The following is a 14057-nucleotide window of genomic DNA, read 5'->3' as shown; positions in this document are numbered from 1 at the left end:
GATATTTTTAGTCCCGATCTTTGATAAAAGATTGTCAAGAGTTTGACAGAATAAAAAAACCTTTGCTATAATTTGCTTAGCATCTTGACGACTTGGAGGTTAAAATGGCTAACAATAAAATTTCGATGGCGGTAATCAGAAGATTACCCAAGTATCACAGATACTTAAGAGAGCTACTCGATAAGGACGTAAAGCGAATTTCATCGAAGGAACTTAGTGATATTATTGGTTTCACTGCGTCGCAGATTCGTCAGGATCTCAACAATTTTGGGGGATTCGGTCAGCAGGGGTATGGCTACAATGTAGAGGACCTGTATAACGAAATCGGTAAAATCCTAGGTCTGAACAAGAAATACAACACTGTTATAATAGGTGCTGGTAATCTTGGCCAGGCGCTTGCGAACTATTCAAGCTTTAACAGATTTGGTTTTCAACTAAAGGGTATTTTCGATGTGAATCCTAAAATCGTCGGACTGACAATCAATGGTATTGATGTTCTTGACATGGATACACTAGAACGATTCATTCGCGAAGAGGAAGTCTCAATTGCTTACATATGTACAAATCAAGCAGGGGCACAAGAAGTTGCTGATAAGCTTGTAAACTGCGGTGTAAAGGCGATTTGGAATTTTGCTCCGATTGATCTTAAAGTGCCTGATGACATCATTGTTGAAAATGTACATCTTATTGACAACTTGCTGACTCTATCTTATTTCCTAAAAGATGCAAATGAAGAATTAGAGGCGTAAATGGTCATTAAACAAATTATAAGCACTTCAGAAACAGGTATGAATGTACTGAATAAATCAGTAGATTGATACCTGCTTTTGGAGTGTTTTTTGTTTTGATAAAATCCCAATTAAGGGACCTATAAAATTATAAAAATCACTTCCTAGACCCAGAGTTTATTTGCTCAGGCGCTTTCACAATTACTGATCGCCGCCCTTGCTATATCATAAATAGAGTTATTATTTCTAAAGTATTTATATCTGATATTGTGAAGGCTCATGAGTGATATTTTGTAAGCCGCTCAGCTAAAAATTGAGTTTTAATTTCGAAAATTTTATGCAGCATAAGCATATTAAATAGTGAAATGGGTCAGAAATTGATAATAAAATAACAATCCGAACGAAAAGCGATTAAAATTCGAGAAAATTTTATATGCTTATGGTAAAAAACTTGAAATATAAAGTGAAATATGGTGAATATAGGATGAGATCTCACTAAAACGTTTTCAAAAAAATACTATTGAATGTTCGTAAAAAGACTGCTATACTCAATATAATTTAAAATTCGGTTCCGGTAGAAGGACTCGGAAGAACAAACGCTTGTTCAACCGTTTCTGGACGGGCCTCTGGAGAGACTCACAAGAGCACCGAAGGGGAAAATTCATGTTTTGTAGGAACATGAACCAAACTCTCAGGTAAAAGGACAGGGGACACTAAAAGCACGTCAAATGCTATTTCGTTTGGCTGGTTTGTTCTAGTGTCAATATCTCCAGAGACCCTTTATGGGTCTCTTTTCTTGTTTAAGTCAAAATGGCATGCGTAGAAAATGGAGGAAAAAATGAAAGCAATACTAACGGTTATAGGACGAGATCAGGTGGGGATCATAGCAGGAATCAGCCAGCTTCTTGCTGGGCATGACATCAATATTGAGGATGTGAATCAAACCATTATGGGGGGCAACTTTACCATGATGATGCTTGTTGATGTGTCACAATCAAACGTCTCCTTCGAGCAAGTCAAAGGAGAAATGACAGACCTTGGAGAGACTCTAAGCTTAAGTGTTCGGCTACAAAGGGAAGATATTTTCAACTGTATGCATCAGGTATAGGAGAGGACAATGAATAAACATCAAATACTAGAAACCATCCGTATGGTCGATGAGGAAAAGCTTGACATTCGCACGGTGACCATGGGCATCAACCTACTTGACTGTGCAGACAGCGATGATGAAAAAGCGAGGAAAAAAGCATATGTCAAGATTACGACAAGGGCAAAAAACTTAGTAAAAATAGCAGATTCCGTTGCCGAGGCCTATGGCATGCCCATAATAAATAAGCGCATATCCATAACCCCCATAGCCCTAGTTGCCCAAGCTTCAGATCAACCTGATTTTCTCAAGTGGGCTATTATGCTTGATGATGCGGCGAAAACCACAGGTGTTAATTTTATTGGCGGACTTTCTGCCCTTGTGCAAAAGGGCATGACTCCGGCAGATGTGAAATTAATAGAGAGTCTCCCGGTAGCTCTTGCTAAAACAGAAAGGGTTTGTGCCTCGGTGAATGTAGGGGACACCCGATCTGGAATCAACATGGATGCCATTAAACTTCTGGGTCAAACCATACGAAAGATTGCCGAAGAAACGAAAGATAGAGATTCCATTGGATGTGCGAAGTTCGTGGCCTTTTGCAACGCTGTAGAAGACAATCCCTTTATGGCTGGCGCCTTTCATGGAACAGGGGAAGCCGATGTTGTAATAAATGTAGGGGTAAGCGGTCCTGGTGTTGTTCTAGCTTCGCTTCAAAAGTGTAAGGGTGCATCCTTTGAAGTGGTTTGTGAAACGATTAAAAAGACAGCCTTTAAAATAACTAGAGCAGGGGAACTCATCGGTAAAAGTGTGGCAGAAGGTCTAGGCGTGAAGTTTGGAATCCTTGATTTATCACTGGCCCCAACACCTGAAATTGGAGACAGCGTGGCCCGAATCCTTGAAGAAATTGGTGTGGATGTGGTGGGAGGACATGGCACCACTGCGGCCTTGGCCCTTCTGAATGACAGTGTGAAAAAAGGCGGGATCATGGCCTCATCCTATGTGGGCGGTTTAAGTGGTGCTTTTATACCTGTTAGTGAAGATGAAGGGATGATTGCATCTGCTGAAAGTGGTGATCTGACTCTAGATAAATTAGAGGCCATGACGTGTGTTTGCAGTGTGGGTCTTGATATGATTGCCATTCCTGGGAAAACAGAGGCTTCAACCCTGTCAGCTATGCTTGCTGATGAGGCAGCCATTGGTATGATCAACCATAAAACAACGGCTGTTCGCATCATACCTGTGATTGGTAAAGATGTGGGTGAGCGGGCCTACTTCGGTGGACTCCTAGGCTATGCGCCTATTATGCCAACCCATACATGCAGTTCTAAACGGCTCATTGAAAGAGGGGGTAGAATCCCTGCTCCGGTGCACAGTTTTAAAAACTAATCAAAAACAGCCAGATGCATAAGAGTCGGGGGGACTCTATACACCTGGCTGTTCGTCGAAAATAAGTGTCTTATCTATATTTTAGGAAGTACTACTTACGAATCACACCTGTATCATGGGCAGCCTTAGCAACGGCCTCGGCAACACGCTTAACAATTCTTTCATCAAATGGATTTGGAATAATATAGTCTTCGTTGAGTTCGTCCTCTGTGATAATGTCTGCAATGGCATAAACAGATGCCAATTTCATTTCCTTGTTGATCTTTGTTGCCCCTGCATCAAGAGCGCCACGGAAGATACCTGGAAATGCAATGACGTTATTAATCTGGTTGGGGAAGTCTGAACGACCTGTTCCCATAACTCGAACCCCAGCTTTTTTAGCAATTTCAGGCATGATTTCAGGCGTTGGATTTGCCATGGCAAAAACAATGGCATCTCTATTCATTTTAGAGATCATGTCAGCATTCACGCAGTTGGCGACAGATACGCCAATGAAAATATCGGCCCCTTCAAGAGCATCGGTTAAAAGACCCTTTTTTCCTGTTTTGTTAGAAGCTTTGGCAAGCATTTTTTTATGGTCTGCCATCTCAGGACGTTCAAGATCCAGGATGCCTTTTTGGTCACACATGATTAAGTCACCAATACCTAAGTTCATAAGCATTTTAGCAATGGCCGTGCCAGCGGCACCTGGTCCGTTTATAACAGCTGTCACATCTTCAATTTTTTTACCAACGAGTCGAAGACCATTGATGACACCGGCAGAAACAACAATGGCTGTGCCGTGTTGGTCATCGTGGAAGACAGGAATGTCGAGTGCATCAACAAGTCTTTCTTCAATCTCAAAACAACGTGGGGAACTGATGTCTTCAAGGTTAATACCACCAAAAGTGGGTTTTAAGGCCTTAACGATATTGACGATTTCATCTGTGTCCTGCGTATCAAGACAAATTGGAAAGGCATCCACATTGGCAAAATTCTTAAAGAGAACGGCCTTGCCTTCCATGACAGGCATTGAGGCTTCACCACCAATATTCCCTAGGCCTAGAACAGCGGAACCATCTGAAACCACAGCCACAAGATTGCCTTTGGAACAGTAGTCATAAACCGCATTCTTGTCATCAGCAATAACGCGACATGGTTCAGCAACACCTGGTGTGTATGCAATGCTGAGTTCTTCCTTATTTGTAACCGGCATTTTACTTTCTACAGAAATTTTACCCTTTTGCGCCTTGTGCGCTGCTAGAGAACGTTCGTAAACAGTCATATAGAGCCTCCTTGATATGCATTTAAAATCAAATTGTTTTTCTAAGAATACAATATCACCTATAATGATAGTTTTGAAATATTAAAAAGTTATTATATAATAGTTTAAAACTATCATACAAAGATGAATCTATTTGAATTTAGGCATTCATTTTATAGAGCACAAGAGCCTAGAGTGGGTCTTGTGATGTTTACACATATTCACTTTTAGAAAAGGCAAAGTTAAGAAAAGGCAAAGCTAAAAAGAGGGGACTTATGGAACTTAGAAAACTCCAATACTTTATGACTGTCTGCGATCATATGAACATGACAAAGGCAGCGGAAATTTTACATATTGCCCAGCCATCCATCTCAATAGCCATTAAGTCTTTAGAAGAAGAAATAGGGTTTGAGCTTTTTGACAGAACAAAGCGCCAGTTAAAATTGACCGATAAAGGGCAACTCTTCAAAAGCAGGGCAAAAGATCTCTTAGGGCATGCACAAAATATGACCCGTGAAATGCAGGACCTTGGCAAGTCTGATATGGGCTTTATCAAGCTAGGCATTCCACCTATGATTGGAACGCTTTTGTTTCCTAAAATATTAATTGACTACAAGGCCAAGAACCCCTACATTAATTTACAGATCACTGAAGATGGTTCTCTGGAAACCAAGCGCAAGATTATGGAGGGAGAACTCGACTTAGGCATTATTATTTTGTCAGATAAAGAGGAGGTGCTGGAAAGCACCGACATACTAAAAACTGAAATTGTGGCCTGTATGAATAAATCTCATCCTTTAGGCAGGCACTCAAGGTTGACACCTGAAAGAATCCAGAAGGAAAAGCTTATTATGTTAAAGGAAGGCTTTTACCACAGAGAGGTGCTGCTCGATTATTTCAAGCGAAGTCATATTCGCCCAGAAATTGCTGTTTCTACGAACCAGCTTAAGACTTTAGAAAGTCTTGTCATTCAGGGTGTGGGCATTTCCTTCCTATTTAAAGAGCTTGTCATGGAGAACAGTCAAATGATTTACAGACCCATGGATGAAAGCATGCCCATTCGGATAGGATTGGCATGGCGGAGGGACCGGTATCTAACAAAGGCTTCCAAGACCCTTATCGAGTTTTTAAACACAAACTAGTGGTGAAAAAGTAAAAATCCGCATTATTCAAGAATTTTTAAGACTTGAATAATGCGGATTTCAAAATAACTATTTTAAATACTCTGGGTCTTTTTCAAAACAAATACGTTCAGACTTGTCTTTAATGATGTCAATATCCTCTTCCATGTCTGTTATTTCCTTATAAAGTCGATCCACTTCCTCTTCAGGCAAGTTGTAGTATAAGAAAAGATCCTCGTACTTATGAAAAACCTGGTCCAGTTTACGAGCAATTTTTATAAAACGGTCGATGTTATGGCTCTTAATGGCATTTCTGAATTGGTCAAGGTCAATATTGATAATATCAATAACATCTTCTTCATTATCAAATTCTCTTAACCAAAGCGGGTAAGGTTTGATTCTTTCAAGGAAGTACTTGTTTCTCTTGTTCACATTATAAACATACGAAACTTTAAAACCCGATAAATCAAATGCCACATAACAAAGTTTACTGTTGATAACTGTCACATCAGCGCCCATTTGCTTGAGTTTCATGGACTGCTGCATGATTTCTGCATTTAGGTATTTACGCATTATAAGTCCCCCTATCTAAAGATATCTTACCACAATATACACGTAAGAAATGCCAACAGAGACGAGCATGAGTGGAAATCCTACCTTAAAGTACTGCATAAAGGAGAGTTTCTTGCCATGCTTTTCCATAATCCCAGAGGCAATAACATTAGCTGAGGCTCCCACAAGCGTTCCGTTGCCACCTAGACAAGCCCCTAAAGCAAGAGACCACCAAAGAACTTCTATGTTCTGGCCTGTTTGGATGCCGAAGTTTTGAAGCAGTGGAATCATAGTTGCAACAAATGGAATGTTATCTAAGAAAGCTGAAGCTATAGATGATCCAAAGAGAATCACAACAGATGATGTGGCTATATCCCCTTTTGTGAACTGAACCATTTTTTCTGCTAAGAATTCAATAACACCAACATCTTCAAGAGCGCCTACCAATATGAATAGGGCAGAGAAGAAGAAGATCGTCGTCCATTCAATCTCAAGGAGAATGTCTTCTGGGTCGATTCGACTGATCAGCAGGTAGAGAGATGCACCAAATAGAGCGACTGTTGCTGATTCATACCCCAGTTGGGCATGGAGCAAGAAGCCTGCAACGGTGATGGCCATAACGAATCCACCTTTTTTTAGGAGGGTGATGTCGTTGATGGCGATAGATTCGTCCATGCGCATAACCGACTTACGCTGTTCCTCTGTGGCGACCATCTTAGTCCTATATAAAAATTTTAAAATGAGAAGATTCACAAAGTAGATAATAACAACAATTGGCGCTAGATTTACAACGAAATCTAAAAAGCTCAGTCCAACCGCACTACCAATCATAATGTTGGGTGGGTCACCAACCAGTGTGGCTGTACCACCGATGTTGGACATCATTGTTTCTGTAATAATAAAGGGCAGTGGATTTATATCCATTGCATCTGTAATAACGAGTGTAACAGGTATGATAAGAAGAATTGTTGTGACATTATCAAGGAGTGCTGATGCCACAGCTGTGATTGCAGAAAGCATAAGAAGTATCTTCCAAGGATCGCCCTTTGCTGCTTTAGCAGATCTGATGGCAAGATATTCAAATACCCCAGTTCTTTTTAGAATACTTACTATAATCATCATTCCGATGAGTAGACCTATTGTGTTGGCATCAATATGATGCACGGCTTGTTCCTGACCTTCCACGCTGAACAGAAGCATTAGGACAGCACCAAATAGTGCGACCACAGTTCTGTGCATTTTTTCAGACATAATTACCATGTATGTGATGGAAAAGATGCCTACTGCGATGGTTAGATGACTTGACATTTTCATTCCCCCAAACTTCATCAAGTGGTGTTTATGAATTACAAATGTCTTGTTTCCAGAAATTCATCCCCATACCTTTGACATGTGTCAGGCACACGAAGAAATTGCCGCAATCAAGTCATACTGTAATTCGAATTGGATTGACTAAGACATTCGTTGTCTAGAACTATTTCACAGATATTCCCCAAAAATGTCTGCGCATGTTTTCCAGTTCATCGTGAAGCAGTGTTTCATCAGGCTTTGAACTTTCACAAGTATCGAAAGTTGGGATGCCATAAAACTGTGCCTCTGATGAGAAGGCTTCATCCATTTCATAATGTGCATATGCGTGGTCAGAATGGAATATCCCCATTGAAGCCATGCCAACTAAAATCAAAAGCGCTGCAATGACAGATTTCATGTTAAACATATTTTCCTCTCCCTTCGACTGAACATTCCTCATTATACGCCTCTTATTTATAAATGCAATGAAAAACCAGCCAGGAGAACGTTTTCTAACATTTAGTTTTTAAATACTGGTATTTTGTAACTTTATATATTATGATCTTATATATTATTAATCCATACCATATTAAAAAACTCGGGTATGCTTAAAGGTATATTGATCCCTTCTTATATCCACTTTACGGGTATCATGGCCTATGTTATAATAAACGAAATTGATTATCATTTGCCTTTGCTCATGAAATGAATGGCACTGTGCTATAGGACGTATAGAATTGTTTGGTGGTGAATAGCTTGGCGAATCTTTATAACGAAATAGAAGTGATGCTCGAAAGGGTTTATACAAAATTGCTTGCCGTTGACAGGCGTGGGCTCAAGTTAAATGGTAAAAACGAAAAGTTCAGCTTTGTTGATATTATGATCATCAGAATGATTGGTCTGAGCGAAAATATCTCTATTTATGACTTAATCTATACGCTTGACCTCGACAGGGGTATTGTTTCAACAAGCATTAGCAAGCTGACAAAGGGTAAGTTTGTGGAGAAAACCAGATCCCCTCAAGACGGGAGAGTGTATTTGTTAAAACTGACGCCGGAAGGGGTAATTCTCTTTGACAAACTTTATGATCATGAAAAGAATCTGATTGGATTTTTAATGGAAAGTTCAACCATTAACGAACAAAAGGCGGTTTTGAAGTTCTTGAGCCGAGTGAATCAAACAATGGTTGGAAAATATAAAATAGATGATAAATAGACTGCTTAGTTGAGAGATGGTTCTTAATTAAGCAGTTTTTTTATGCGTATTGTTATGCGTATTGTATGGAGCGGATAACCTTTCGAGACGGTTCTGTGGCGGAAGATGGGCTTGAAAATCAAATTAACAGAATTGCGATCTGTATTATGGGGTATTAAGAATACAAAATCAGTATAGAAAATAAATAGAAAACGTATGCACGTATTCTTCTTCAAAAAGGTATTGCATTTAAAAATAAGAGGAATATAATGGGTAACTGGGTTTAAAAATTGTTAAACCGGGTTTAAATAGGGGGTTCATTGCAGTCTTCATCACAGCCGTAATGAAGCTCAAATAAAATTGGGAGTGTTAATATGTTACTGGATTATGATGTTCTAAGTATTATGTCTATGGTGTTCTTGGGGTTAATAGCAATTGGCTATTTCAACGAGAAGGTTTTAAAGCTTCCCGTCGAAATCGGACTCATGACCACGGCCTTTCTGATTTCAGTGGTAATACTCTTACTCGAGATGCTTGGGGTTACAAGTATAACATCTCTTGACAAGGCCTTAAATGGACTTGATTTGCATGAAATTATTATGAATGGATTTATATGCTTTTTACTTTTTAGTGGCTCGGCCAAAATCAAGTTTCATGATTTGACATATGATAAATATCTCATTTCATCACTGGCTTTCTTTTCCACATTCTTAGCCACCTTAATATACGCGGGATTGTCCTTTTACATATCAAAACTTGTTGGTATTGAAATGACATTTATAGAATCGTGTATACTTGGAAGTATTGTGGCACCAACAGATCCGATTTCAGCCATGAGTATTTTGAAAAAAGCAGGCCTTCCAGAAAGGATTTCCCTTGTTATGGAAGGAGAGTCTCTTTTCAATGATGGCATTGCAGTTGCTCTATTCGCAACGTTTACAACCCTAAACAGCACAGTTGGCGTTGATCCGACAGTGAGCTTTTTCCAAACCATCACGAATGGCATTTTTGGTGCTGTGATTGTGGGTTTAGGTGTGTCGTTCCTACTTTTCCAAATATTTAAGACAACAAAGCAAAAGCATGTTGAGATATTAGTCAGTCTAGCTGCGGTGACAACATCATATGTCCTAAGTGAGCACTTTGGTGTTTCTGGACCAACAGCAGCCGTGGTGGTGGGAATATTCTTTGCAACCAACATGCATAAGCTTCATGCAGATAATGAAACTTATTATTCAAACTTTTATGTGTTTTGGAAGGTCATTGACAAAATTTTGAATGGGATACTCTATGTTCTTATTGGATTTTCCGTCTTGTTCCTTCACCAAATGAGCGGATTCTTAATTATCTTTGTATCGGCCATTGGTCTTGCATTGCTGGCACGTGTTATAAGCATAATACTACCAGTGTACTTTTTCAGCCGTGATGCCAGTATAAATCTTGAGAATTACAAGGGTGAGCGACAAAGAAAAGATCAGGTTGCTATGGCTAAACTACTGACTTGGGGCGGTTTAAAAGGTGGAATATGTATTGCACTTGCCCTAGGAACAGCTCATCAATTTACACCTGTTCAGTACAACTATATCGTAACAAGCACCTATGCGGTTGTGGCTTTTTCCACCCTGGTTCAGGGCCTAACCATACAGAAACTTTATGCTCGTGTTAAGAAAGACTTGTGCTAAAACTGGATGTTCACCTCATAAAGGTGTTGCGGAGAACTTCTTATAAATTTGAGAGGATGTCGAAAAACGACATCCTCTTTTTTATGTGAAAGCCTAATAGGAGAAAGGCATACTTTATTGTATGAGTCCCTTCTTGAGCCACTTAGGCAAATAAAAAGCACCGATCTAATGATCGGTGCCTTGTTTGTTATATGTAGTTCCGCTGTAGCGGCTCCGAAACCTACTTAGGTTGTGGAGAATCTACAGGACAAACGTTAGCGCAAGCGCCACAGTCGATGCAAGCACCTTCGTCGATTACGTAAATGCTGTCACCAGCAGAGATACATGATACTGGACATTCAGGCTCACAAGCGCCACAAGAGATACAAGAATCATTAATTACGTATGCCATAATAAATTTCCTCCTCGAGATTCATTAAAATTCGTTCATTCAATATTGGTTACCATTAACCATCACCAGCATTATACCCAATGATTTTTTTTGAAACAATTAAATCCCAGTAAATTTAGCAAAAAAACGCTAATGTATAATGATTTTCAATACAAACAAGCTTAATTGATATTGGTTCTTATTTAAAATCCCTGCAGACCTCTAAATTCAGCGGATTCAGGTAAATAATTCACATCTTGTTTACTTGTTCCCAAGTATATTCTTGATATAATAGAGGGGTGTAAGGCAGAAATACAACTTGGATTAAGTCCCTAAGTCAACCTTAAGCTCTGAATAGGAGAAAATATAGATGGAAGTATATGCACTGGTCGGAAAAGCTGGCACAGGTAAAAGCTATCGTGCCATGGATGTTGCCCATGAAAGGGATATAGATCTTGTAATAGATGATGGTGTTCTTATTAATGGTGCAAGAAAATTAGCTGGAAAATCAGCTAAAAAGGAAAGCACAAAAATATCTGCAGTCAAACGTGCCCTCTTTTTTCATGATGACCATAAAGATGAAGCCCGTGATGCCTTGAAGACATTCAAGCCCAATCGCGTCCTTCTTTTAGGCACATCCGACAGAATGGTAAGGCGTATAGCAGCCTCATTAGATCTTCCGGAGATTAAAGAGATTATCCGCATTGAAGAAATTGCATCGGCTGAGGAAATTGAAGAAGCTAAATACCAGCGTATGCGACACGGAAAGCACGTTATTCCCCTTCCAACTCTGGAACTAAAAAAGGATTTTTCAGGGTATTTTCTTGATGCCATCAAAGCTTTTGTGAGAAGAAGAGACACGGATATTGAGATTGGAGAAAAGACTGTAATGCGTCCGACCTTTTCTTATATGGGTAATTATACAGTTTCCAATAAGACAATCGTTCAAATTGCTCAAAGGGCAACAGAAGAGATCAAGGGTTTTCATAAAATCAGCAAATTTAAGATACAAAAAATCGAAGATGAAATCGTGCTGGAAGTTGAAGGAACTTTTGAACTTGGTTGTAAAATTCCCGATGTGGGATTTGATGTTCAAAACAAGGTCAAGACAGCTATTGAACATATGACAGGATTCCATGTGCAGTCAGTAAATGTTGTTGTGAAAAATTTATATTTAAATAAAAACTAGACTGTTTACAAACGAAAATCCATATGTTATACTCCACATGAAAGATCAAGCCTGACGTTTTTTTAGCGAATAAAGTAAAAAAAACGAACCGCATAATTATACATATATAAGAATTAAATCAACATTTTATGCAATCTGTTGACGTCGAGAATTCATTTATTAGACGTTTTGGGCCGAATTGGCAATCTTTTCAATAAGATATGGTGCCAATTTTTAAAAACACTGCAGGAAAACGATTGCTGACTTGCATTTGGCTTTGAAAGTCACTGTCGTTTTTATCCGGTTAAGGCCGGAATAGAATTATGAAACTTGAATACATCGGGTTTCTCAACATTTTTAAAACACATAAGGGAGAGGTTCAAATGACGTCTTACATCCAAGAAGTATTTGATCGTGTGAAAGCTAGAAACTCTAGCGAACCAGAATTTCTACAAGCAGTTGAAGAAGTATTCCACTCACTGGCACCTGTTCTTGAAAAGAACCCACAATGGGTAGAAGCTGGCATTCTTGAAAGAATGGCAGAGCCTGAAAGACAAATCGTATTCCGCGTACCGTGGGTAGATGATTCAGGCAAGCTACAAGTTAACCGTGGTTTCCGTGTTCAGTTCAACGGAGCAATTGGCCCATACAAGGGTGGTCTACGTTTCCACAAATCTGTATACCTAGGCATTATCAAATTCTTAGGCTTTGAGCAGATCTTCAAGAACTCACTTACTGGTCTTCCAATCGGTGGCGGTAAAGGTGGTTCTGATTTCGATGCTAACGGCAAATCAGACGCAGAAGTTATGCGTTTCTGCCAGTCTTTCATGACTGAGCTATACAGACACATTGGCCCAGACGTTGATGTACCAGCTGGTGACATCGGTGTTGGTGGTCGTGAAATTGGCTACTTATACGGTCAGTACAGAAGAATCCGTGGCGCATTCGAAAACGGCGTTCTTACTGGTAAAGGCCTAACTTACGGCGGATCTCTAATTCGTCCAGAAGCAACTGGCTTCGGTGTAACTTACTTCTGTCAAGAAATGCTTAAGCATGAAGGCACTACATTCGAAGGCAAGACAGTTGTAGCTTCAGGCTTTGGTAACGTAACTTGGGGTACTTGTATCAAGGTTCGTGACCTAGGCGGTAAAGTTGTTACTCTATCTGGTCCAGACGGATACGTTTACGATCCAGACGGCGTTGTAACAGACGAAAAAATCAACTACCTACTTGAAATGCGTGCTTCTGGTAACGACCGTGTTAAAGATTACGCTGACAAGTTTGGTGTTGAATTCTTCGAAGGTCAAAGACCTTGGGGCGTTAAAGCTGACATCATGATTCCATGTGCAACTCAAAATGAAATCCACCTAGAGCACGCGAAAGAAATCGTTGCTAATGGTGTTAAGTACGTATGTGAAGCATCAAACATGCCTACTACAAACGAAGCGCTTGCTTACCTACAGGAAAACAACGTTATTGTTGGTCCTGCTAAGGCTGCAAATGCTGGTGGTGTTGCAACTTCAGCTCTTGAAATGTCACAAAACTCAATGAGACTTTCATGGACTCGTGAAGAAGTAGACGCTAAGCTACAGCAAATCATGATCAACATTCATGACAACGCTGCTAAAGCTGCTCAGGAGTATGGCTTTGGTTACAACCTAGTTGCTGGTGCTAACGTTGCTGGCTTCCTAAAGGTTGCTGAAGCAATGCACGCACAAGGCAACTACTAATTCGCATAGCGATTGCATTTAAGCTTTGACAAGCAAAATATTATAACGATAATTAGAAGGCTAAGGACATTTGTTCTTAGCCTTTTTTATGTGTGTCTTATATATGTGTGTCTTATTATGGAAGCTTTATTTTGATGAGCAATAAGAACATATAGAATATTAGAATGCCTATGAGTGGAAGGGGATAAAATAAGAAATAAAAATATGAAGGGGTATTGAAAGACGGCATTTATATAAGTTATAATGGATAGGAAATAGAAAACTGAATTCATCTGAAGGTGCCCGCAAGGGAGAATAGGGAAGTTGGTTAGATTCCAGCGCGGTCCCGCCACTGTAGTGAGGAGCTTATTCAAAATGCCACTGGCAAGTACTGCTGGGAAGGCTGAATAAGTGATGATACTAAGCCAGGAGACCTGCCTGCAGATGCAACTTGAATGGATTATGGCAACGTCCACGATTTATTTGTGCATGCAAAAATCGTGGGCGTTTTTGTGTGGAGAAAAACATGC

At 39.8% G+C, this 14057-nt stretch carries 13 protein-coding genes and 2 riboswitches; of the genes, 8 read left to right on the top strand and 5 right to left on the bottom strand.

Going from position 1 to position 14057, the window contains the following annotated elements; genetic code table 11:
- Nucleotides 1-104 precede the first annotated feature (104 nt).
- The 3 genes from ACQ4KW_RS18550 (at nucleotide 105) to ACQ4KW_RS18540 (ending at nucleotide 3201) form a co-directional block, all read left to right on the top strand.
- Nucleotides 105-749 (top strand): redox-sensing transcriptional repressor Rex, encoded by a 645-nt coding sequence (locus ACQ4KW_RS18550; RefSeq protein WP_430883924.1) that lies wholly within the window; start codon nucleotides 105-107, stop codon nucleotides 747-749.
- A 595-nt stretch (nucleotides 750-1344) separates the two neighbouring features.
- Nucleotides 1345-1445: riboswitch (glycine riboswitch) on the top strand.
- 121 nt (nucleotides 1446-1566) lie between these two features.
- Nucleotides 1567-1836 (top strand): ACT domain-containing protein, encoded by a 270-nt coding sequence (locus ACQ4KW_RS18545; RefSeq protein ID WP_430883923.1) that lies wholly within the window; start codon nucleotides 1567-1569, stop codon nucleotides 1834-1836.
- A 9-nt stretch (nucleotides 1837-1845) separates the two neighbouring features.
- Complete coding sequence (locus tag ACQ4KW_RS18540; RefSeq protein ID WP_430883922.1) at nucleotides 1846-3201, top strand: PFL family protein; 1356 nt, start codon at nucleotides 1846-1848, stop codon at nucleotides 3199-3201.
- 91 nt (nucleotides 3202-3292) lie between these two features.
- On the opposite strand, the gene ACQ4KW_RS18535 is transcribed toward ACQ4KW_RS18540, so the two are convergent.
- Complete coding sequence (locus ACQ4KW_RS18535; RefSeq protein WP_430883921.1) at nucleotides 3293-4465, bottom strand: NAD(P)-dependent malic enzyme; 1173 nt, start codon at nucleotides 4463-4465, stop codon at nucleotides 3293-3295.
- Between the two features lie 254 nt (nucleotides 4466-4719).
- Between ACQ4KW_RS18535 and ACQ4KW_RS18530 the strand changes: the two genes are divergently transcribed.
- Nucleotides 4720-5586: a LysR family transcriptional regulator gene (locus ACQ4KW_RS18530; RefSeq protein WP_430883920.1), complete on the top strand. Its 867-nt coding sequence runs from the start codon at nucleotides 4720-4722 to the stop codon at nucleotides 5584-5586.
- Nucleotides 5587-5655: 69 nt separating this feature from the next.
- Here ACQ4KW_RS18530 and ACQ4KW_RS18525 read toward each other — a convergent pair whose 3' ends face one another.
- The 3 genes from ACQ4KW_RS18525 to ACQ4KW_RS18515 all read right to left on the bottom strand — a co-directional run bounded on the left by ACQ4KW_RS18525 (nucleotide 5656) and on the right by ACQ4KW_RS18515 (nucleotide 7834).
- The gene (locus ACQ4KW_RS18525) at nucleotides 5656-6138 is read right to left on the bottom strand and encodes a hypothetical protein (RefSeq protein ID WP_430883919.1); all 483 of its coding nucleotides are present in this window, start codon (nucleotides 6136-6138) and stop codon (nucleotides 5656-5658) included.
- Nucleotides 6139-6153: 15 nt separating this feature from the next.
- Entirely contained in the window at nucleotides 6154-7431 is a 1278-nt protein-coding gene (locus ACQ4KW_RS18520) for an SLC13 family permease (RefSeq protein WP_430883918.1), read from the bottom strand.
- 160 nt (nucleotides 7432-7591) lie between these two features.
- Nucleotides 7592-7834 carry a hypothetical protein gene (locus ACQ4KW_RS18515; RefSeq protein ID WP_430883917.1) on the bottom strand — a complete coding sequence of 81 codons (243 nt, stop codon included), beginning with the start codon at nucleotides 7832-7834 and terminating at the stop codon, nucleotides 7592-7594.
- 329 nt (nucleotides 7835-8163) lie between these two features.
- Between ACQ4KW_RS18515 and ACQ4KW_RS18510 the strand changes: the two genes are divergently transcribed.
- Both ACQ4KW_RS18510 and ACQ4KW_RS18505 read left to right on the top strand, forming a co-directional pair.
- Complete coding sequence (locus ACQ4KW_RS18510; protein WP_430883916.1) at nucleotides 8164-8622, top strand: MarR family winged helix-turn-helix transcriptional regulator; 459 nt, start codon at nucleotides 8164-8166, stop codon at nucleotides 8620-8622.
- 353 nt (nucleotides 8623-8975) lie between these two features.
- Nucleotides 8976-10280 carry a cation:proton antiporter gene (locus ACQ4KW_RS18505; RefSeq protein WP_430883915.1) on the top strand — a complete coding sequence of 435 codons (1305 nt, stop codon included), beginning with the start codon at nucleotides 8976-8978 and terminating at the stop codon, nucleotides 10278-10280.
- A gap of 220 nt (nucleotides 10281-10500) precedes the next feature.
- Here ACQ4KW_RS18505 and ACQ4KW_RS18500 read toward each other — a convergent pair whose 3' ends face one another.
- Entirely contained in the window at nucleotides 10501-10671 is a 171-nt protein-coding gene (locus ACQ4KW_RS18500) for a 4Fe-4S binding protein (protein ID WP_430883914.1), read from the bottom strand.
- 349 nt (nucleotides 10672-11020) lie between these two features.
- Here ACQ4KW_RS18500 and ACQ4KW_RS18495 point away from each other — a divergent pair, with 349 nt between their 5' ends.
- Both ACQ4KW_RS18495 and gdhA read left to right on the top strand, forming a co-directional pair.
- Nucleotides 11021-11839, top strand: a complete 819-nt coding sequence (locus ACQ4KW_RS18495; RefSeq protein ID WP_430883913.1) for an Asp23/Gls24 family envelope stress response protein — start codon at nucleotides 11021-11023, stop codon at nucleotides 11837-11839.
- Nucleotides 11840-12201: 362 nt separating this feature from the next.
- On the top strand, nucleotides 12202-13548 hold the full coding sequence (gene gdhA, locus ACQ4KW_RS18490; RefSeq protein WP_430883912.1) for an NADP-specific glutamate dehydrogenase: 1347 nt from the start codon (nucleotides 12202-12204) through the stop codon (nucleotides 13546-13548).
- 259 nt (nucleotides 13549-13807) lie between these two features.
- Nucleotides 13808-13983: riboswitch (cobalamin riboswitch) on the top strand.
- Nucleotides 13984-14057 lie beyond the last annotated feature (74 nt).

The organism is Tianxiuia mixotrophica (genome assembly GCF_050596425.1).
In the GTDB taxonomy this organism is placed as follows: domain Bacteria; phylum Bacillota; class Clostridia; order Peptostreptococcales; family Acidaminobacteraceae.
The sequence above is the reverse complement of the archived record's forward strand: the minus strand, read 5'-3'. Positions and strand labels throughout refer to the sequence as shown.